General features: G+C 40.6%; 19 protein-coding genes. 16 read left to right on the top strand and 3 right to left on the bottom strand.

What is annotated here, in order from left to right:
- Positions 1-12: 12 nt before the first annotated feature.
- The 3 genes from BET01_RS14215 to BET01_RS14205 all read left to right on the top strand — a co-directional run bounded on the left by BET01_RS14215 (position 13) and on the right by BET01_RS14205 (position 5,575).
- Entirely contained in the window at positions 13-1,110 is a 1,098-nt protein-coding gene (locus BET01_RS14215; RefSeq protein WP_120197468.1) for a TRAP transporter substrate-binding protein, read from the top strand.
- Between the two features lie 131 nt (positions 1,111-1,241).
- Positions 1,242-2,411 (top strand): exonuclease SbcCD subunit D, encoded by a 1,170-nt coding sequence (locus tag BET01_RS14210; protein WP_120197629.1) that lies wholly within the window; start codon positions 1,242-1,244, stop codon positions 2,409-2,411.
- Positions 2,408-5,575: an AAA family ATPase gene (locus BET01_RS14205; protein WP_120197467.1), complete on the top strand. Its 3,168-nt coding sequence runs from the start codon at positions 2,408-2,410 to the stop codon at positions 5,573-5,575. Before BET01_RS14210 ends, BET01_RS14205 begins: the two co-directional genes overlap by 4 nt.
- Positions 5,576-5,581: 6 nt before the next feature.
- Here the strand turns inward: BET01_RS14205 and BET01_RS14200 are convergent, their stop codons facing one another.
- Positions 5,582-5,920 carry a helix-turn-helix domain-containing protein gene (locus BET01_RS14200; protein WP_120197466.1) on the bottom strand — a complete coding sequence of 113 codons (339 nt, stop codon included), beginning with the start codon at positions 5,918-5,920 and terminating at the stop codon, positions 5,582-5,584.
- Positions 5,921-6,152: 232 nt separating this feature from the next.
- On the opposite strand from BET01_RS14200, the gene BET01_RS14195 reads away from it, so the two are divergent.
- The 9 genes from BET01_RS14195 to BET01_RS14155 all read left to right on the top strand — a co-directional run bounded on the left by BET01_RS14195 (position 6,153) and on the right by BET01_RS14155 (position 15,152).
- Complete coding sequence (locus BET01_RS14195) at positions 6,153-6,773, top strand: hypothetical protein (protein WP_120197465.1); 621 nt, start codon at positions 6,153-6,155, stop codon at positions 6,771-6,773.
- Positions 6,774-6,796: 23 nt separating this feature from the next.
- Complete coding sequence (locus BET01_RS14190; protein WP_120197464.1) at positions 6,797-7,294, top strand: dihydrofolate reductase; 498 nt, start codon at positions 6,797-6,799, stop codon at positions 7,292-7,294.
- 163 nt (positions 7,295-7,457) lie between these two features.
- Positions 7,458-8,348 (top strand): sulfide/dihydroorotate dehydrogenase-like FAD/NAD-binding protein, encoded by an 891-nt coding sequence (locus tag BET01_RS14185; protein ID WP_120197463.1) that lies wholly within the window; start codon positions 7,458-7,460, stop codon positions 8,346-8,348.
- A complete protein-coding gene (gene gltA / locus BET01_RS14180; RefSeq protein WP_120197462.1) occupies positions 8,348-9,736 on the top strand; it encodes an NADPH-dependent glutamate synthase in 1,389 nt (462 codons plus the stop codon). Before BET01_RS14185 ends, gltA begins: the two co-directional genes overlap by 1 nt.
- Positions 9,737-9,794: 58 nt before the next feature.
- Positions 9,795-11,141 carry an MATE family efflux transporter gene (locus BET01_RS14175; protein WP_120197461.1) on the top strand — a complete coding sequence of 449 codons (1,347 nt, stop codon included), beginning with the start codon at positions 9,795-9,797 and terminating at the stop codon, positions 11,139-11,141.
- A 118-nt stretch (positions 11,142-11,259) separates the two neighbouring features.
- Positions 11,260-12,510 (top strand): C40 family peptidase, encoded by a 1,251-nt coding sequence (locus BET01_RS14170; RefSeq protein ID WP_243117235.1) that lies wholly within the window; start codon positions 11,260-11,262, stop codon positions 12,508-12,510.
- Positions 12,511-12,691: 181 nt separating this feature from the next.
- Positions 12,692-13,384 (top strand): iron-sulfur cluster assembly scaffold protein, encoded by a 693-nt coding sequence (locus BET01_RS14165; RefSeq protein WP_120197459.1) that lies wholly within the window; start codon positions 12,692-12,694, stop codon positions 13,382-13,384.
- Between the two features lie 49 nt (positions 13,385-13,433).
- Complete coding sequence (locus BET01_RS14160; RefSeq protein ID WP_120197458.1) at positions 13,434-14,444, top strand: GGGtGRT protein; 1,011 nt, start codon at positions 13,434-13,436, stop codon at positions 14,442-14,444.
- Positions 14,445-14,648: 204 nt separating this feature from the next.
- Positions 14,649-15,152 carry a hypothetical protein gene (locus tag BET01_RS14155; RefSeq protein WP_243117234.1) on the top strand — a complete coding sequence of 168 codons (504 nt, stop codon included), beginning with the start codon at positions 14,649-14,651 and terminating at the stop codon, positions 15,150-15,152.
- 184 nt (positions 15,153-15,336) lie between these two features.
- On the opposite strand, the gene BET01_RS21745 is transcribed toward BET01_RS14155, so the two are convergent.
- On the bottom strand, positions 15,337-15,510 hold the full coding sequence (locus BET01_RS21745; RefSeq protein ID WP_166428737.1) for a hypothetical protein: 174 nt from the start codon (positions 15,508-15,510) through the stop codon (positions 15,337-15,339).
- Between the two features lie 227 nt (positions 15,511-15,737).
- Positions 15,738-16,496: a superoxide dismutase gene (locus BET01_RS14150; RefSeq protein WP_120197457.1), complete on the bottom strand. Its 759-nt coding sequence runs from the start codon at positions 16,494-16,496 to the stop codon at positions 15,738-15,740.
- Positions 16,497-16,771: 275 nt separating this feature from the next.
- On the opposite strand from BET01_RS14150, the gene BET01_RS14145 reads away from it, so the two are divergent.
- The 4 genes from BET01_RS14145 to BET01_RS14130 all read left to right on the top strand — a co-directional run bounded on the left by BET01_RS14145 (position 16,772) and on the right by BET01_RS14130 (position 21,514).
- Positions 16,772-18,079 carry an O-acetylhomoserine aminocarboxypropyltransferase/cysteine synthase family protein gene (locus tag BET01_RS14145; RefSeq protein WP_120197456.1) on the top strand — a complete coding sequence of 436 codons (1,308 nt, stop codon included), beginning with the start codon at positions 16,772-16,774 and terminating at the stop codon, positions 18,077-18,079.
- 73 nt (positions 18,080-18,152) lie between these two features.
- Positions 18,153-19,061, top strand: a complete 909-nt coding sequence (locus tag BET01_RS14140) for a LysR family transcriptional regulator (protein ID WP_120197455.1) — start codon at positions 18,153-18,155, stop codon at positions 19,059-19,061.
- A gap of 121 nt (positions 19,062-19,182) precedes the next feature.
- A complete protein-coding gene (locus BET01_RS14135) occupies positions 19,183-20,337 on the top strand; it encodes a trans-sulfuration enzyme family protein (RefSeq protein ID WP_120197454.1) in 1,155 nt (384 codons plus the stop codon).
- Positions 20,330-21,514 carry a MalY/PatB family protein gene (locus BET01_RS14130; RefSeq protein ID WP_120197453.1) on the top strand — a complete coding sequence of 395 codons (1,185 nt, stop codon included), beginning with the start codon at positions 20,330-20,332 and terminating at the stop codon, positions 21,512-21,514. Before BET01_RS14135 ends, BET01_RS14130 begins: the two co-directional genes overlap by 8 nt.
- Positions 21,515-21,574: the final 60 nt, after the last annotated feature.

Below are 21,574 nucleotides of genomic sequence, written 5' to 3'. Positions count from 1 at the left end.
GGAGGATTGATCATGAAACATTCGCTGATTTTAGTGCTTGTGACTTCCATAACAGTAAGTCTAACAGGCTGTAGTTATAATTTTGGTTCAAGCGGTACAAAAGCAGCAGAAGCATCTGAGGAAACAGACGAAGCTCAGGCGGCCCAGGCAACTGGTAAGGCAGCGACTCCGTCTAATACACCAGAATATGTATTTCGTTATGGAGAAGTAAATGGGGAAGATAACATTGTTACACAGACTGGACATAAGTTTGCAGAATATGTGGATGAATTATCAAATGGAAGAATAAAGATTGAAATATATCCAAACCATGCTTTAGGAGATGAAAGAACTTCTTTAAGGGATCTTCGAAGAGGTGGAAGAAATATTGATATGTATCGTGGAAATACAAATGCTTTAACTGGATACGGATTTAAAAAGCTCACCCTGTTTGGCCTTCCTTATATTTTTGAAAATCGGGAAGGGCTTTGGAAGGTCTTAGAGGATAAGGAGCTTGGACAGGCTTTTTTATCAGAAGGCACGGAAGTAGGTGCTAATATGGTAGGACTGTTTTATACCGATGAAGGAGCTCGAAACATATTTTCAACAAAGAAGATCCGCAATTTAAAAGACATAAAAGGAATGAAGATTCGTGTACCAGAATCCGTTCTAATGATGGACACTTTTTCAGCACTCCAGGCACGTCCGATTCCTCTGCCCTATGGAGAAGTTTATGATGCACTAAAAAATGGTGTTATTGAGGGAGGGGAAAACCCCGTGACAGGCTATTTGTCCAATGAATTATATGAAGTTGCTCCTTACTATTTAATAAGCGAACATGTCTTTAGCCCAGGAATTGTCTTGATGTCAGAAGCGAAATGGAATGAATTAAGTGAAGAAGATAAAAGCATTCTTATAGAAGCGGGACGAATGGCATCTGCCTGGAACCGATCCACCATACAGCAGGAAGAAGCAAGAATATATGAAGAATTAAAGCAAAAAGGGGTGACGGTCACCAGCTTATCACCAGAAGACATGGAAAAAGCACGTAAATTAGAAGAGATTGTAAGGATTAGCTTTACTCCCGGGCTGGAAGACTACCTGAACAGAATCATTGACATTCAGAAATAATCCCATTTCAATTAGTAAGAGCAGAGAGTATCTGTTCCTACTAATTGAAACATTTACATATTTTATTTATTGTCCCTGTTCAAATAGGAGACAACCATGCTAATATGGATAAAAAAAGAAAGGAAGGAACTATGAAGTTTTTTCATTTGTCAGATCTACATATTGGAAAGCAACTAAATGGTCAAAGTTTAAGGGAGAATCAGGAAGCAGTTTTAAAGCAGATCGTGGAATACGCTAAAACACTGCACCCAGATGCTGTTTTAATCTGCGGTGATATTTATGATAAAACAGTTCCATCTGGAGAGGCATATACGATGTTTGGCGATTTTCTTGGTGAACTTTCTGAGATAAGTCCAAAGATCACCGTACTTATCATAGCAGGAAATCACGATTCACCAGAACGTCTTTCCTATGCCGGTTCTTTCTTAGAAAAACATCACATTCATTTATCTGTGTTCCCGCCGAAGCGTCAGGATGAATATTTAAAAAAAGTAGTGTTACAAGATGAGTGGGGACCTGTGAATTTTTATCTTATGCCCTTTTTTAAGCCCGGATATGTCCGGCAGCTCTTCATAGATCACCAGCCCGAAGGATACCAAGAGGCAGTTAGAGCCGTGCTCCAGAGGGAAACTATAGAAGAAGGTGAACGTAACGTCATCTTATCCCATCAGTTTTACGCAGGGGGTGGAAAAGACCCGGAAACGTGTGAATCGGAGCAGGCAGTCATTATGTCAGGAGGGTTAGACCGAGTGGATGCCTCTGTGCTTTCTTCCTTTGATTATGCGGCCTTGGGCCATATTCATGGACCTCAAAAGGTTTTAAAGGATACGATTCGTTACTGCGGAACTCCATATAAGTATTCCGTGAGTGAGGAGCATCATAAAAAATCCATTACATATGTGACCTTAAATGCAAAAGGAGATGCCGTAGAGCTTACATTTCTTCCTCTTTTGGGCATTCAAGATGTAAGACGTGAACGAGGAAGTTTGTCTGAGATTCTTTCTAGAGTGACGGAAGAAACTCGCCATGATTTTGTCAGTGTGACCTTGACAGATGAGGAAGAGCCCTATCGAATTCGGGAGCGCTTGGAGGAAGTTTTTGATCATCTGTTAGAGCTTCGAGTAGACAATGACAGAACCAGGAATATGCTTTTAGACCAGGGAGAGCCAGTTCCTGTCTTAAATCCCATGGAAGCATTCTTTCAGTTTTACAAAGTGGTGAGAAACGATGATATGACACAAAGAGCTCAAAATATTATGGAAAAAATCATTCAGGAAGCAAAGGAGGAAGAAGGATTATGAAACCTCTTACTTTAACCCTGTCCGCATTTGGTTCTTATGGAAGCACGCAGACTGTGGATTTTGAACGAGTTGGACATGGTGTTTTTCTTATCACCGGAGATACGGGAGCAGGAAAAACCACTATATTTGATGCAGTATCCTTTGCTCTTTTTGGAGAAACAAGCGGCCAAAAGCGAGAGCCCTCTATGATGAGGAGCCAATATGCTCCCGAGGACGAGGAAACCTATGTTGCCTTAAGCTTTTTAGAACATGGAGAAATTTATGAGGTAAGAAGAAGCCCAACTTATCTTAGGATGAGCAAAAGGAAGAATAAAAGTGGGGAATATACTGGTGTGCAGGTACCTGCAAAGGCCTCCTTATTTCTTCCTGATGGATCTGAATATCCTGGTAATTTAAGAGATATAAACTTAAAAATCCAGGAAATCATTGGAGTTGATCAGAACCAGTTTTCCCAGATCGCTATGATTGCACAGGGAGATTATTTAAAGCTTCTTCATGCCTCCTCAAAAGAACGAAAAGAGATATTTTCAAGAATCTTTAACACTGGAATCTTTAGTCGGATTCAGTTAAAGTTAAAGGAAAAGAATAACCTTTACTTCGGAAAATTAGAGGATAACAGAAAGCTTTGTTTCCATGAACTGAGTCATATGGAGTTTTTGGAGGATAGCAGTCACAGATCAGCTTGGCAGGAGCTCTTGGAATTTAAGGAGACTAAGACCGACGACATCAGAAATATGTTAAATCTGGCACTTAACGAGGTTCAGGAGAAAGCAGAGAATCTCCGTGAACAGCAGGAAACATTAGGTACCATGTTTTTAGAGACCAAAAGCCAACTAAGTCTGGCAGAAGAGGTCAATCGGCTTTTTGATGGTCTTCATGGAGCAAAGAATCGTTTGGAGCAGCTGGAAGAGGAAGAAGCATTATGGAACGAGAAAAGGGAGCAATTAAAAAAAGCTGGGCTTGCTGAAAAATTAGGAGAAGTCGCAAGACAGCTTACCGAAAAAATACGAGAACAGGAAGAAACATTTAGTCGAACGGAAAAGCTTAAAAAGGAACTTGATTATCTGAGTCAAACACTAATCGTGGCGGAAAAAGCGTTAGAAGAAGAAAAGAAAACATCAGAGAAAGAACTTCCTCGTCTTCAAAATGATCTTAGCCGGCTTAATGAGGCAATGCCCCTTTATACTAGATGGAAAGAGGAGACAAAGGCTTTCAAAGAGATCAAAACATTGGAGCGGGATCTTGAAGCCAAATTATCCGAGATTTATTTAGATATTACAAATAGGAAAAACAGGATTGTGCTCCACGAAGACAGACAGAAAGGGCTAGAAGAGAAAGCGGAGCATCTTTCAATCTGGATACAGGAGAATAAGGAGAAGGAGGAGCGGCAGAAGGGATTAGAGCTCCTTAAAAAGTCATTATCCCTTTTCAAAATACAGCAGGCTCATATGGAGCAGAGTCAGGAAAAAACTATGTTGGCCCGTAAGAATTATAGGGAGGCCGATCATATTTACAATGAACGATATGATCAATTCCTGGCACATCAGGCTGGCATTTTGGCAGATAATCTGATGGAGGGAGATCCCTGTCCTGTATGTGGTTCCTCTAGTCACCCATTAAAGGCAAGTCTTTCTCCCGACGCGGTTACTCAGGAGATGGTGGAGCGGGCAAAGGTAGACCGCATTCAGACCGAAACTTTACTTTCCCAGGCAACAGAGGAAAGCATTAAGGCAGCAGAAAGCTGTAAGCATCAAAAAGAGCAGATGCAAATGGAAATAGAAACGTGGTTCCAGGCTTCTCTTTCTCTCGACCAGCTAAAAGGGTGCATGGATGAAGAAATAGATAAGGGACAAGAACAGCTTACTCAGATCAGAAAACAGGTAAATGAGGCAAAAGAAGCAGAAAAGATTTTAAAAGAACTGATAGACAACATTAAAACGGACCGGAAAATGCTAGAAGAATTGGAGCCTGCGAGAGAAGAGGCGAGAATTAGCCTGCAAGATAATCAGTTAAAAGCCTTTGCTTTCATAGAAAAGATCAAGCAGTTGGAGGAACGCCTCCCGTATCCAGATGAAAAGACAGCAGAAGAAGAGAAGGTGACACTTCGTAACCAGATTGAGCGTCAGACAACATTGTTAGAGAATATGAATGCAAGGTTTCGCCGTATTTCAGAAGAAGAAAGAGAAAAGAAAGGCCGTTATGCTTCTGAGATGGAAAATCTAGAGTCCAGAAGTAAGGCATCAAAACAGGCATCCATTGATTTTCATGAAGGATTAAAAACAATGGGATTTGAATCTGAGGAAGCGTATCTTCAGGCAAAACAACCCCTTGAACTCATGGAAAAATGGGAGAGGGATATAGAGGGCTATGAAAAAGAAGTATTAAGGTTTCGTACCATTTACAACCAATACATAGATCAGACGAAGGGAAGAGAAAGAATTGATCAACTGCCCTGGACACAAAAGGCAAAAGAACTTTCTGAGAAGCAGAAGGAGCTTCAAAAAGAGGAAGGAAAGGCTTCGGGGATCTTAAGCAGAATGATGCAATCCTATGAGACGCTTAACCGCCTTTGGAAAGAAAAAGAAGAACTGGAGGAGGAATACCGGCTTTATCATGACCTTTTTCAAACGGCTAATGGTAAGCTGTCTGTCAGTCTTGATTTTCAAACGTATGTGCAGCGTCAGTATTTTAATCAGATGATTCAAGCAGCCAATAAGCGGTTAAATGATATGACAGGCGGCCAGTTTCTTCTTAAATGCAGAGAGCTGGATTCCCTTGGTAAGCAGGGAGAGGTGGGCCTTGACCTTGATGTTTACAGTATGGTTGCCGGAAAGGTACGAGATGTGAAAACTCTTTCCGGCGGAGAATCCTTTATGGCGGCACTCTCCATGGCTCTTGGTATGTCAGATATCATACAGAGCACAGCAGGAAATGTGTCTATGGATGCCCTTTTTATAGATGAGGGCTTTGGCTCTCTTGATGAAGATTCCAGAATGAAGTCAGTTCGCATCTTAAAAGAACTGGCAGGGGAGAGACGACTCATCGGCATTATCTCCCATGTGACAGAATTAAAAGAGCAGATCGGCAAAAAGCTCCTGGTAGAAAAAAGCGAAAGAGGCAGCAAGATTCGCTGGGACTTAGACCGTTTTTCTTCTGAGACTTAGTTTTAGTCAATAAAAGCCTTCATTTTCTTTTTTAATGCTGTCCCGGACTTCCGATAAATGGGTGAGAAGATCTTCTAGGGCTGTCCCGCTTAGAGGAATCAGTTTTTGTAAGAGCTGGTTTAAAAGTGTTGGATTTAGATTCTTTTCATCAAAAAACTCTCCCGGGGTGATTTTGAAAAATTCACAGATGGACAGAAAATCTTCCATGCAGGGGGTGAGACGTTTCTGTTCTATCTCCTCAATAAAGGTATCTTTCTGTCCAAGAGAAAGGCTCATATCTTTTGCCGATATGCCCGTTTGTGTGCGTAAAAGAGTCAGTCTTTCTGGTATAAATTTTAGATTCAATTGTAATCAGCCTCCTTTTCCATATATTGGAAATTTTGTTTCCAGAAGTCAATTATAAGAGAGTATTGCAGATGAATCAAGAGAGAACCATTGATTTCTAAGGTTTTTGCTGAACGCTTTTTATCGATTGGAAGAATCAAAGCAATGACAAAGAAATGGACGAAACAAATAATATGTTCTATAATATAGGGTGACTCAAAAGAAAAGCCCGAAGTTAGAAAGGATTAAAACCATGTTAATATGTGAGAGAACCAGTGTAATGAATATAGAGAACGCCATGCGTGGCGCAAGAAATCCAATGAATAGCTGGGACCGGATGGACAGTAGTTACGACGAAGACGGGGAATACATATTAGGACCCAATGACCTTGGACTTGCAAAAAGACTGAGAAAAGCAGGAAATGATCACCGTAAATACATACGTCAGATTTTTGTTTCCGTGGACATTACCGCTCCAATTTATTGGTGGAAAGAATACGATACCTATAAAATTTCCACAGTGGCCAATTCCACCAGCACCATGCATAAGATCCATAGCAAGCCATTTAGCATAAATGACTTCAGCCATGACCATATGTCAGAACAGACGCTTGATTTCATGGAAATAGTGGTAGCAGAGCTTGAGAAAATCCGACTTCGTTATATGGAGAATAAGAATAAAGATGACTGGTATGATATGATTCAGCTTCTGCCTTCCAGTTACAACCAGATGCGGACATGTACTCTTAATTATGAAACACTGATCAATATGTATTTTGCCAGAAAGAATCACAAGCTGATCGAATGGCACACATTCTGTCGATGGGTGGAAGAACTTCCTTATGCGAAGGAACTGATTCTTGCAGAAGAATAAGATAAGAAAAGGAAAGATAAAATATGAATTTAATTGTTGCAGTGGATAAAAACTGGTCCATCGGGAATCAAGGCCAGCTTCTCGTATCCATTCCCGAGGATAAAAGACTTTTTCGGGAAGAAACCTTGGGAAAGGTGATTGTTATGGGCAGGAAAACACTGGAGAGTCTTCCAGGTAAGCAGCCCTTATACGGACGTGTGAATATAGTGCTTACAAAAAATCCTGATTATAAGGTGAAGGGGGCCATCGTCTGCCATAGCCTTGAACAAGTAATGGAAGAGCTGGAAAAATACGAGAAAAGCGATTGTTTTATCATCGGAGGACAAAGTATGTACGAACAGTTCTTACCATTGTGTAATATCGCACATGTGACATATATTGACTATTTATACAGTGCGGATACTCATTTCCCCAATTTGGATAAGGATTCTGATTGGGAGATGACCAAGGAAAGTGACGAGCAAACCTATTTCAATTTGTGTTATACATACCGATTGTATGAGAGAAAAAACACGAAATAAGACTCCTGGAAAACCTTTGTTAAAAATTTATTTATATTCTCTATACCTGTTGTCATAGCACTTTAAAGGTGGTAAGATGGTACAGGTGACATTCTCCTGAAGGTTTTTGTCGAATTCAGGAACGGTGCACAGGTATATTCACGAAGACATTAGGAGGATAAAGATGTATAGGATTTTAAACGCAAAGTTGTTGGCCGACAAGATCTATCTGATGGATGTGGAAGCACCCCGGATCGCCAAAGCCTGTCAACCAGGAGAATTTATTATTGTTAAGATGGATGACAAAGGGGAGCGAATTCCACTTACCATTTGTGACTATAATCGGGAAAAAGGATCGGTCACCATTGTATTTCAGACCGTTGGCGCAAGTACCGAGAGGATGGCAGTCTTAAAAGCCGGGGACAGCTTTGAGGATGTGGTGGGACCATTAGGAAACCCGTCTGAATTCGTTCATGAAGATATCGAGGAGTTAAAGAAGAAAAAGTTTTTATTCGTAGCCGGCGGTGTGGGTACAGCACCGGTTTATCCTCAGGTTAAATGGATGAGAGAGCACGGTATTGATGTAGACGTAATCATTGGATCAAAATCTAAGAGTCTACTGATTCTTGAAGATGCTATGAGAGAACAGGCTGGTAATCTTTATGTTACGACTGATGACGGTTCTTATGAAAGAAAAGGAATGGTTACGGAAGTGATTAAGGATCTGGTACAGAACCAGGGTAAGAAATACGATGAGTGCATCGCCATCGGTCCTATGATCATGATGAAGTTCGTTTGTCTTTTGACAAGAGAACTAGAGATTCCAACCATTGTAAGCTTAAACCCTGTCATGGTAGACGGAACTGGCATGTGCGGTGCCTGCCGTATTACGGTTGGTGGTGAAGTAAAATTTGCTTGCGTCGATGGACCGGAGTTTGACGGACATCTGGTAAACTTTGAGGAAGCTATGAAACGTCAGATGATGTACAAGTCAGAAGAGGGACGTGCGGTCTTAAAGGAAAGCGAAGGCGATACCCATCACGGTGGATGCGGACAGTGTGGAGGTGACGAATAATGGACGTTTTAAAGAAAGTACCAGTTAGAGAACAAGATCCAAAGGTAAGAGCTAAGAATTTTGAAGAAGTCTGCCTTGGATATAATGAAAAAGAAGCAAGAGAGGAAGCCTCACGCTGCATTAATTGTAAGAATCCCAAATGCGTGGTTGGCTGTCCTGTTTCCATAAATATACCAGGATTTATCAAAGAAGTAGAAAACGGAAATATAGAAGAAGCGTCAAAGGTTATTGCATTGTCTTCTGCCCTACCAGCTGTATGCGGACGTGTATGTCCTCAGGAAAGTCAGTGCGAAGGCGTATGTATCCGTGGAATCAAAGGAGAACCTGTTTCCATCGGAAAGCTTGAACGTTTCGTAGCAGACTGGGCAAGAGAACACGGCATTGTGCCACAGGCTCCAGAGACAACCAATGGAATTAAGGTCGCTGTCATTGGTTCTGGCCCTTCTGGTCTTACTTGTGCAGGAGATCTTGCTAAGCTTGGTTACGAAGTGACCATCTTTGAAGCCCTTCATGAGCCAGGTGGAGTTTTAACCTATGGTATTCCAGAATTTCGTCTTCCAAAAGCAGGCGTAGTACAGCCAGAGATTGATAACGTAAGAAAGCTTGGCGTTGTGATTGAAACCAATGTTATCATTGGTAAATCCGTAACCATTGACCAGCTTTTTGATGAAGAAGGCTTTCAGGCTGTATTCATTGGCTCTGGTGCTGGACTTCCTATGTTTATGGGAATTCCTGGTGAGAATGCCAACGGCGTATTTTCAGCCAATGAATACTTAACTAGAAGCAACTTAATGAAAGCTTTCCGTGATGATTATGACACACCAATTGCTGCAGGCAAAAGAGTAGCAGTCGTAGGCGGCGGAAACGTTGCTATGGATGCGGCTAGAACGGCTCTTCGTCTTGGCGCAGAAGTACATGTTGTATATAGAAGAAGTGAAGCAGAACTTCCTGCCAGAGCAGAAGAAGTTCATCATGCAAAAGAAGAAGGCATTATCTTTGACCTTCTCTCTAACCCAACTGAGATCTTAACCGATGAAAAAGGCTGGGTGAATGGCATGAAATGTATTAAGATGGAACTTGGAGAAGCGGATGCTTCCGGCAGAAGAAAACCAGTAGAGGTAGAGAATTCTGAATTTGTCATTGACGTAGATACTGTAATTATGTCTCTTGGAACCTCACCAAATCCTCTGATATCCAATACCACCAAGGGATTAGATATCAACAAACGCAGATGTATTATTGCGGAGGAATCGACTGGAAAGACTAGCAAAGAAGGTGTCTATGCCGGCGGAGATGCAGTGACAGGGGCTGCAACCGTTATATTGGCTATGGAAGCCGGACGTGCCGGTGCAAAGGGAATTCACGAATTTCTTTCTGCTAAGGAATGATCCGTAGATAGAGAAGGGCTGCCTTGTGGCAGCCCTTTTGAGACGGAGTAATTTATGTATGAACAGAAAAGTTGATTTATTAAATGGAAAAATATTTACCTCCTTAACAGGCTTAGCCCTTCCCATTATGGGGACCGCATTGCTTCAGATGGCTTATAATCTGACTGACATGGCGTGGTTAGGCTTAGTTGGGTCTGAAGCGGTTGCAGCAGTAGGTGCTGCAGGAATGTATGTATGGTTGTCACAGGGAGTTGTGGCCATGGCCAAAATGGGCGGACAGGTAAAGACAGCCCATGCCTTAGGTAGCAAAAAGCCGGAGGAAGCCGCAAAATACGTTACTGCCGCGCTACAGATGGGAATGATATTTGCAATTATATTTGGAATGATTTCATATTTTGGAGCCAGTCTATTAATCGGATTTTTCGGATTGAATCATGAATCCATTATCCAAAATGCCCAGGTATATCTAAAGATTACCTGCGGGCTTATTTTTTTCTCCTTTTTTAATGCGATTATTACTGGAATTATGACCGCAATGGGTGATAGTAAAACACCATTATATGCCAATCTTGTAGGTCTTGTTTTAAATATTGTTTTAAATCCTCTTTTGATTTTTGGATTTGGACCTATCAAGGGGTTTGGGGTAGCTGGTTCAGCGTCAGCAACGGTACTGGCACAATTTATTGTTTCTCTCATGTTTATAAGAGCGATCCGAAAGGACCACTTAATTTTTGATAAAGTTAAGATATTACAAAAGGTTCCATGGGATTACAGAAAGGAAATTCTTAAAATAGGATTTCCAACCTCAATACAAAATTTAATATATACCAGTATATCCATGATTCTGACCCGGTTTGTAGCTGGTTTTGGGGATACTGCGGTTGCAGTTTTAAGAGTCGGAGGACAGATAGAGTCAATCTCTTGGATGACAGCCGATGGATTCGCCGCCGCCATCAATTCCTTTATCGGACAAAATTATGGTGCCAGACAGTTTAAGAGAGTGAAGAAAGGATATTCAACAGCCATTGGTTTAATGGCCTTTTGGGGAATGTTTTGTACCGCACTTCTCATCTTTTTACCTTCTCAGATATTTGGAGTGTTCATTCATGAGCCAGATGTGATCCCAATTGGTGTCAATTATCTGGTGATACTTGGTTTGTCCCAGATGTTTATGTGCCTTGAGTTAACCACCATCGGTGCTCTTTCTGGGCTTGGAAAAACTCTTTTATGTTCCATTATCAGTATCATATTTACCTCAGCGAGAATTCCACTTGCTATCATTTTAAGTGGTACATCTCTTGGTCTAAATGGGATCTGGTGGGCGTTTTCCATCTCATCTATTATGAAAGGAATATTGTTCTTTATCTGCTTTCTTCTGGTTGCAAAAAAGCTTCCAAAAGATTAAAAAAAGCAAAATGATAAAGATTTATCACAATAAATTAAAAAATTAATAATTTTAGACTTGAATTTTACCCCTGTTTTAAGTTAACATATATAATAGAAAATATGGTAAAAGGGAACGGATGATGAAACGAAAAAAACTCATTGATTTCAGTGAAAAAGGTGCCAAAGTACTACGTAAGTATTGTTTAAGTTCACTAATAGGTATCTTGGTTTTGAGCCAGACAGTTCCGGCTTATGCCCTTACTAAGGCAGAAAAAGAAAAGCAGGAAGCACAAAAGAATATGGAAGAGGCCAAACAAAAAGCCAAAGATGCGGAAGGCAAGAAAAGTGCTGCGCAGAGTCAAGTTTCAAAGCTAACCTCTAATCTGGTAGAACTTTTATCTGATATTAAAGTGCTGGAAAATGATATGGCAAACAAAGAAGCCGAGATTAAACAGGCGGAAATTGATTATCAGGAGGCGAAGAAAGAGGAAGAAAAGCAGTACTTGGCAATGAAAAAGAGAATTCAGTATATGTATGAAAAGGGTGATACGGAGTATCTGGATATATTTCTTCAAGTAAAGAATATGTCAGACCTCCTCAATAAGGCTGAGTATGTAGAAGGTATTTATAATTATGACCGAAAGATGCTTGAGACGTTTCATGAAACAAAGCAAAAGGTTGCAGATTACAAGGAAGACTTAGAAGAAGATAAGGCTGAGATGGAAGGTATGAAGCTGGAATATAAGGATCAGCAGGGACAGCTTGAAACCTTGATCAGCAAAAAGAAAAAGGAAGTTTCAAACTTTGACGGCCAGCTTGCTTTAGCGAAACAGGAAGCAGCTACTTATGCTAAGACCATTGAAAAGAAGAATGAGGAAATCCGAAAAGCCAAAGAAGAAGAAACCAGAAAGCGGGCAGCAGAGGAAGCTAAGAAGAAAGCGCAGGAAGCAGCAAGAAAGAGTGCTGCGAAAAGTACAACTGGCAAGTCTTCAAACGTTAATAATTCGTATTCTGGTCCCACTGCAGCTAAAAGCAGCGGCGGCAGCGCCCAGGGACGATCTGTCGCAGATTATGGACTTCAATTTCTTGGAAATCCATATGTCTTTGGTGGTACAAGCTTAACAAATGGAGCTGACTGTTCTGGTTTCACACAGCAAGTTTACCGAAAGTTTGGCTATTCCTTGCCAAGAAGCTCTTCAGAGCAGCGCTCCGCAGGTCGTGAGGTATCTTATGCAGATGCCCAGCCAGGAGATTTGATCTGTTATGCAGGCCACATTGCTATTTATATTGGCAATGGACAAATCGTTCATGCAAGTTCTCCAAGGACGGGAATTAAGGTAGGTACAGCTACTTACCGGACCATTTTATCCGTAAGACGAATTGTTTGATTTACATAAGTAGTAAAAGCTGGAAGGCCGAAATCTCAGGATTTTGGCCTTCCAGCTTTTTGTATTAATTAAAAAGCACTTGCGGAATTCGACATTATATGAGAAAATGTAATCAAGTATGATGTGATATATTTAACAAAGTACTTTTCACAATTATTACTTATTTGAAAGGAGTTTTAACATGATTTATTCACAGGAAGTAGAAGAGATGTGCGTAGTAGCACAGGGCGTTCACCACGGCGCGGCTCCAATCCCAGAAGAAGCAAAATGGGTAAAATCTAAAGAAGTTAAAGATATCTCCGGTTTGACACATGGCGTTGGCTGGTGTGCTCCTCAGCAGGGTGCATGCAAGTTGACACTTAACGTAAAAGAAGGAATTGTTCAGGAAGCATTAGTAGAAACTATCGGTTGCACCGGTATGACTCATTCTGCTGCTATGGCAGCAGAGATTTTACCAGGTTTAACTGTTTTAGAAGCATTAAATACAGATCTTGTTTGTGATGCAATCAACACAGCAATGAGAGAGTTATTCTTACAGATCGCTTATGGAAGAACTCAGAGTGCATTTTCAGAAGGCGGTCTTCCAATAGGTGCGGGCTTGGAAGACTTAGGAAAAGGACTTCGTTCACAGGTAGGAACCATGTACGGAACCTTAAAGAAAGGTCCTCGTTATTTAGAAATGGCAGAAGGTTATGTAACCGGTATTGCTCTGGATGAGGAAAATCAGATCATTGGCTATCAGTTCGTAAGCCTTGGTAAGATGACTGATTTCATTAAAAAGGGTGACGATCCGAATACAGCTTGGGAAAAATCAAAAGGACAGTACGGCCGTGTTGCAGATGCTGTTAAGATCATTGACCCAAGACATGAATAATCGGCTGGTTAGAAGGTAGACATTAGCCAATAATAAGGAGGACAAGGTAATGGCATTATTTGAATCATATGAGAGAAGAATTGACAAAATCAATTCTGTATTAAATAGCTACGGAATTGCATCTATTGAAGAAGCAGAGAAGATCACAAAAGATGCAGGTCTTGATGTATATGAGCAGGTAAAGAAAATTCAGCCGATTTGTTTTGAAAATGCGTGCTGGGCATACATAGTTGGTGCTGCAATTGCAATTAAAAAAGGTTGTAGAAAAGCAGCAGACGCATCAGCAGCTATTGGTGAAGGCCTTCAGGCTTTCTGTATCCCAGGTTCTGTAGCTGATCAGCGTAATGTAGGTATCGGACATGGTAACTTAGGAAAGATGCTTCTGGAAGAAGGGACTGACTGTTTCTGTTTTCTTGCAGGTCATGAATCCTTTGCAGCAGCAGAGGGTGCTATCGGTATTGCTGAAAAAGCGAACAAAGTTCGTCAGAAACCATTAAGAGTTATCTTAAATGGTTTAGGAAAAGATGCTGCTCAGATCATCTCCAGAATCAATGGATTTACTTATGTTGAAACAGAGATGGATTATTACAGTGGTGAAGTAAAAGAACTTTTCAAAAAGTCTTATTCCGAAGGCTTAAGAGCAAAAGTAAACTGCTACGGAGCCAATGATGTAACCGAAGGTGTTGCAATCATGTGGAAAGAGGGCGTAGACGTTTCTATCACAGGTAACTCCACAAACCCAACCAGATTCCAGCATCCAGTGGCAGGTACCTATAAAAAGGAATGCAACGAGAAAGGCAAACGGTACTTCTCCGTAGCTTCCGGCGGTGGTACAGGACGTACTCTTCATCCAGATAACATGGGTGCAGGCCCAGCATCTTATGGTATGACAGATACTATGGGACGTATGCACTCTGACGCTCAGTTTGCAGGTTCTTCTTCCGTACCAGCTCATGTTGAAATGATGGGTCTGATTGGTATGGGTAACAACCCTATGGTTGGAGCTACTGTAGCTGTTGCTGTTGGTATTGAGGAAAGTGCTAACGCAGGAAAGTTCTAAGAAAAAGCTTGGCTTAAAAAGGAATTATAATAAATAGATGTAAGTAAAGGAGTCGTGCATAACGACTCCTTTTTGTAAACTTAAATATAAATAAGAAACGAATTATCTCTTATGGCATCCTGTTAATATTTGATATATAATAAAATCTACCTAGTTATAAAAGCATTAAGTCTCTAATTCATTTAAGATACGGGGGAAATGTACATGAATGAGGTTATAACACGATTTCAAGAAAGTCTATGCAAAAGTAAATTGAATTTTTCCATAAAACCCATTTTAATAGGGGGAATGGCAATGGAATACTACGGAATACGAAAATCTGGTGCAGATATCGATTTGATTATTACAGATGAAGATTACAAAGATCTTGCAAAACAAAATCCTGAAAAGCAGAAAGATTTATTTGGTGATTTGGGATTGGTCATCGATAAGTTTGAAATATGGAGGAGTATTGCTCATCTTGATTATGATTTCTATAAAAAAGATGCAATTGAAGAAGATCAAGCACTTATCATTTCAATCGATCGACTATTATGGTCCAGAGTATGTGCTATGGAGGTTGAGAAATATCGGAATGATCTTATGTTGTTAAAAGATTATTATTATAAAAATTATACAAATCAAAAATTTCATGAAGAGGCGAGATTACATGAAAAGTCTTATGAAAAAATAAAAGGAGCTATCTTTGGCGGAAAATATGAAGATTAGAGTCGTTTAATATGTAGATTGACCGGTGCATTAGATTAAGATTATATCGTCCAAATATAAATAGTGATATACTTATTATAAAATGAAAGGATCTTCTCAAATGAATATATGTTTCATCAGAGAAGATCCTTTCATTATCCTTTAAGAATAAAGGGTCTATCTTATAAAGTAGCCCCTAATATTATTAATCGTTTTCCTCTTTTTTTACATATTTCATATCCCCATTATTATTACCGCAGTAAATCCCTTTTTTAATGGGAGCAAATCCAAAGCCAATTACCACTCCCAACAAGAAAAAAGTTGATATTACGAGCTTCTTTTCAAGAGGACTCCATTCGTTATTTATAAAATTGTTCATAGTTTCTCCCTTCCAATTATAGTATCTAATTATATCATAGAAATGATTCCTAAGTAATACGATCCCAGTAAAATTATGAAACAAAACCAATATATATATTCATACATTTTTTGTTATGAAATGATTTTATTATAAGTACAGAAAAGAAAAGGAACCGTAGTACCGGCTCCGTATTTCTTACCAATATGCAAAAGGATAAAACAGTGGAACAAATGATTCATCGCCATTTAAGGGAGTTCGTCAAGTCCTGAACCAGGCCCGGTATAAGTCTCTGGTGCGGGGACGGGTTCCTGTTCTGCGGTTGGAGCTCCTAAGGTATCAGAAGGTTGGGCAGGAGCTGTTTCCCTTTGATTTTCAATATTATTCATACACTGTTTATAAAGCTCGTCTGCAACTTCCCAGTTGACGACATGAAACCAATCCTCTATGTATGCGGCGCGGTCATTAAAGCGTTTCAAATAATAAGCATGCTCCCAGACATCCATGCCAGTCACAACGCAGAACCCATCCGCGATGGGGGTATCTTGATTTCTAGTGGTGACGATTTCAAGTGTTCCATCGGGAGCCAACACGAGCCAGGCAAATCCAGATCCGAATACGGACAAGGCTTTTCTTTTATATTGATTAAAGAATTCTTCTAGAGATCCAAAATCCCTTACTATGGCAGGATAGAGAGCTTCAGCTCCAGCACGGGTCTGAGAATTAGTCATGCCGTTAAAATAGAGGATATGATTGTAAACGCCTCCTCCATAATTGATAATGCCCTGGCGTACGTCCTCTGGAAGGCTTTCCGGGTCAGATATCAGCTCTGGCAGTGATAAATTCTGCAGCTCAGGTTGATCTCTTAAAATTGTATTAAGCTCAACCACATAACGCTGTAAATGCCTATCATGATGAAGATACATGGTTTGTGTGTCAATATAAGGCTCCAGAGCGTCATAGGCGTATGGAAGCGGAGGATTCACAAATGGGTAATGTTCGTTCATGGGCTGTTATCCTTTTGCATTTTTGTATATGTATATTCAAATATGCTTTATATATGATGGATAAGCAAGGGAAGAAAAAAATAGTGTAAGCCGGAAGAGAGTATTGTATAATAAAGAAATAAGAGGGGATGAAAAACCAGTATTCGCAGTTTGTTATAGGTTTTACTTATAACCAGATAGTAGTAATACATATTATACCTTAAGCCTCAAACAAGGTATAATACGATCAAGAAAGAAATTTAAATCAGAGAAGATAAAAAACAGGAGGAATTCCCATGGCAAAGAAGAATAGAGCAGATAGAGAATTTAAGTTTGAGACGTTACAGTTACACGTTGGTCAGGAACAGGCAGATTCTGTTACTGATGCCAGAGCAGTCCCTATTTACCAGACATCCTCTTATGTATTCCATAACAGTGAACATGCAGCAGCAAGATTTAATTTAACAGACGCAGGCAATATCTACGGAAGACTGACAAATCCTACCCAAGATGTATTTGAACGCAGAATTGCAGCACTGGAAGGCGGAGCAGCAGCTCTTGCCGTTGCATCTGGAGCAGCAGCCGTTGCTTATTCCGTTGAGAATATTGCAAAAAATGGAGATCATATTGTAGCAGCTAAGAACATTTATGGAGGCACCTTTAATCTACTTGCTCATACACTCCCAGAATATGGGATCGAGACAACGTTCGTAGATCCTTTTGATTATGAGGCATTAGACAATGCGGTTTTGGAAAATACGAAGCTTATATTCATTGAAACACTGGGAAACCCCAACTCTGATGTAGTAGATATAGAGAAAATTGCTCATATCGCCCATGCACATAAAATCCCATTAATCGTGGATAATACATTTGCAACCCCTTATCTCGTAAGACCCATTGAATACGGTGCTGATGTAGTAGTTCATTCTGCAACTAAATTCATTGGCGGTCACGGAACTTCCATTGGCGGCGTGATCATTGACAGCGGAAAATTTGACTGGGAAGCATCAGGCAAGTTTGCAACCCTTACGGAACCAAATCCAAGCTACCATGGAATCTGCTTTACAAAGGCAGCAGGAGCTGCAGCATACATTACAAAGATTCGCGCTATTTTACTTCGTGACACAGGGGCTTCCATTTCCCCAATCCATTCTTTTATATTCTTACAGGGACTTGAGACCTTATCGTTAAGAGTAGAGCGTCATGTGGAGAACACCATTAAAGTAGTGGATTTCCTAAAAGGTCATCCTCAGGTTGAAACCGTGCATCATCCTTCTATCTCAGAGGATCAGGAGCAGCAGGAACTTTACCGTAAGTATTTCCCGAATGGAGGTGGTTCTATCTTTACCTTCGAAATCAAGGGTGACGATAAGAAAGCAAAAGACTTCATCGACCAGTTGGAGCTGTTTTCCCTTTTGGCAAATGTAGCTGATGTGAAGTCCCTGGTTATTCACCCAGCTTCCACCACACATTCTCAGATGACAGAAGAAGAGCTTTTGGGATCTGGAATCAAGCCAAATACCATTCGTCTTTCCATTGGTACGGAGCATGCAGAGGATATCATTGAAGATTTAGCAGAAGCTTTCAAAGCAGTGGAATAAGATTACATAACCGTACGCAGGCTGCCATTTCCATATGGCAGCCTGTTGAGCGCGTGTTAGGGAAGGAGGAAATATGACGTTACAGCAATTGCGGTATGCCGTATGCATTGCAAGCCAGAAGTCCATGAACAAAGCCGCTGCGGAATTGTTCATTACTCAGCCAAGCCTGTCCAGTACCATAAGGGATTTGGAGGAGGAGATCGGTCTGACCATATTTATTCGCTCCAACCGGGGAATCGTTATTACCTCAGAAGGAGAAGAATTCTTAGGGTATGCAAGGCAGATGTTAGAGCAGTACAGGCAGATGGAAGAGCGATTCGTAAAAAAAGAAAAATCAAAAAAGAAATTTAGTGTATCCATGCAGCATTATACTTTTGCAGTTCAGGCCTTCATCCATATGGCAAAGGAGTTTGGCATGGACGATTATGAATTTGCTGTCCATGAAACGAAAACCTATGAAGTAATATTGAATGTTAAAAACCAAAAGAGTGAAGTGGGAATTCTTTATTTAAATGAGTTTAACCAAAAAGCCATGGAAAAGTTACTTTTGGACAATGATTTGGAATTTATAGATTTGTTTCATTGCGGGATCTATGTATACCTTTGGAAGGGGAATCCTCTTGCGGGTCAGGAGAAAATTGGATTTGAGGATCTTAAAAATTATCCTTGCCTTTCCTTTGAACAGGGAAATAACAATTCTTTTTACTTGGCGGAAGAAGTATTTAGCACCTATGAGTACAAGCAGATTATAAAAGCAGATGACAGGGCGACTTTATTAAATCTTATGGTAGGATTAAATGGTTATACTCTGTGCTGCGGTATCATCTGTGAAGATCTAAATGGAGGGGAATATAGAGCCATTCCACTGGACACCACGGATAAGATGAGAATTGGGTATATTAAAAAGAAAAAGATGCCTTTAAGCATACTAGGAAAGAAATACATTGATGAGCTTAAGAAGTATGAAGCGCAGTTATTGTAATAGAATCAATAACCATAGAAAGAAACTATAGCAGGCTATTGTTTTTTAGTATTAGCGGTTCAACCTACCATATGAGTATACTTATAGGACAAACTAGAAAAATAGAAAGCGGTGAATAAGTATGGAATATGGGATTTCAACAAAGTGTTTATACGGCAATGGAACAGAGGAAACGGTGGATCGTTCAGGGGCAATCAGCTTCCCTATTTATCAGACAGCTACGTTTGCACATAGAGGTGTGGGTGAAAGCACTGGATACGATTACAGCCGTTTGCAAAACCCAACCAGAGAGCAACTGGAAAAGGTGGTTGCAGCTTTGGAGAGCGGTGTGGATGCATTGGCATTTTCCAGCGGAATGGCTGCCATTACGGCGCTGATGGAATTATTCCATCCCGGTGACCATATTATTACGGACTGTGATTTATATGGGGGAAGTATTCGTCTCTTTGACAACGTGAGCAAGAAAAATGGTATTTTATTCAACTCTGTTGACTGCGCCAAATGCGCCCCAGAAGAGTTTGAGAAGTTAGTAGGGGAGAATACAAAAGCCATCTTTATTGAGACTCCAACCAATCCCATGATGAATGTAATTGACATTGAGAAGCTGGCTGAAATATCAAAAAGGCACGGGCTTCTCTTAATTGTAGATAATACGTTTATGTCTCCTTATTTTCAGAATCCCATAAAGCTAGGCGCAGATGTCGTGGTTCATAGCGGAACGAAGTATCTGGGCGGGCATAACGATACCATAGCAGGTTTTCTGGTTACCTCCACCAATGAGCTTTCTGAAAAGCTACGTTTCTTAATTAAGACAGTTGGTTCCGGTCTTGCGCCTTTTGATAGCTGGTTGATTTTAAGAGGAATTAAAACTCTAGCTCTGAGAATGGATCGTGGAGAGAAAAATGCAGAAAAGTTGGTTTCCTGGCTTTGTCAGGAGAAGAAAGTAACGAAAGTATGTTATCCAGGTCTGGTCAATCATCCGGGACATGAAGTCTGTAAAAAGCAATCAAGGGGATTTGGATGTATGGTCACCTTTGAAGTGGAATCAAAAGAGCTGGCTCATAAGATTTTAAAAGATGTCAGATTGATTCGTTTTGCAGAAAGCCTTGGTGGGGTAGAGACGCTGATTACCTATCCTATTACCCAGACCCATGCTGATGTACCAAAAGAAGTTCTGGCAGCCAATGGAGTGACGGACCGCATTCTTCGGTTATCCGTTGGAATCGAGGACGTAGAAGATTTAATCAAAGAATTGGAGCAGGTATTTCATGAATAAAGGAAATCATGATTTTGATGAATTAATAGAGAGAAGAAACACCAACTGCCTTAAATACGATTTTGCTGTCCGCAGAGGAAAGCCGGAGGATATTCTTCCTTTATGGGTTGCCGATATGGATTTCAAAGTCTCACAGGCTGTGTTAGATGCCATTACAGAACGGGTTCAGCACGGAATCTTTGGCTACAGCGAGGTGCAAGACGATTATTTTCTAGCCGTGAAAGACTGGATGGAGAAAAAACATGATTGGATCGTTGAGAGAAGATGGCTTGTTAAGACCCCTGGCGTTGTTTTTGCTTTGGCAATGGCAGTAAAGGCTTTCACCAAACCTGGAGATGGAGTCATGATTCAGCAGCCAGTGTATTATCCCTTTAGTGAAGTCATTGAAGATAATGACAGGAAAATCGTGGACAACACCCTGGTTCTTGGAGAAGACGGCATTTACAGAATGGACCTGGAGGACTTTGAGAAAAAGGCAGTGGAAAACCAGGTCAAATTATTTCTGTTATGCAATCCTCATAATCCAGTAGGAAGAGTATACTCCAAGGAAGAGTTAGAGCGGTTGGGTGAAATCTGCATTCGACACGACATTTTAGTTATTAGCGATGAGATTCATCACGATTTTGTATATAAGGGAAAGCATCAGGTCTTTGCAGCCATCAGTGAGGAGATAAAAAACAGGACAATCACCTGCACGTCTCCTAGCAAAACCTTTAATCTTGCTGGACTACAGGTATCCAATCTATTTATCTCAAACCCAGACATTAGAAAACGGTTTAAAAAAGAGGTGGCCGCCGCCGGTTACAGCCAGCTGAATACCTTGGGGCTTACCGCATGTGAGGCGGCTTATCGACACGGAGGAGAGTGGCATAAGGAGCTGATGGAGTATTTAAAAGGGAACCTTTCCTATGTACGGGAGTATTTAAAAGATAAGCTTCCTAATATCAAGTTGTTGGAGCCAGAAGGTACTTATCTGGTCTGGTTGGACTTTCGGGAACTTGGACTTACAGAGATAGAAAGAGAAGATTTAATTGTAAAAAAGGCAGGCCTTTGGCTGGATAGCGGGGCTATCTTTGGGGCAGCAGGAGAGGGATTTGAGCGGATCAATATTGCATGTCCAAGGTCCACCTTAACCATAGCTCTTGATAAATTAAGAGATGCCATCGCAAATCTTTAAAAAAATAAAAAAAACATTGACACACACCTCCACATGTATTAATATAATTATAACATATAA

The organism is Lacrimispora algidixylanolytica (genome assembly GCF_003609635.1).
In the GTDB taxonomy this organism is placed as follows: domain Bacteria; phylum Bacillota; class Clostridia; order Lachnospirales; family Lachnospiraceae; genus Lacrimispora; species Lacrimispora algidixylanolytica.
This window is presented reverse-complemented; position numbering and strand designations above follow the sequence as displayed.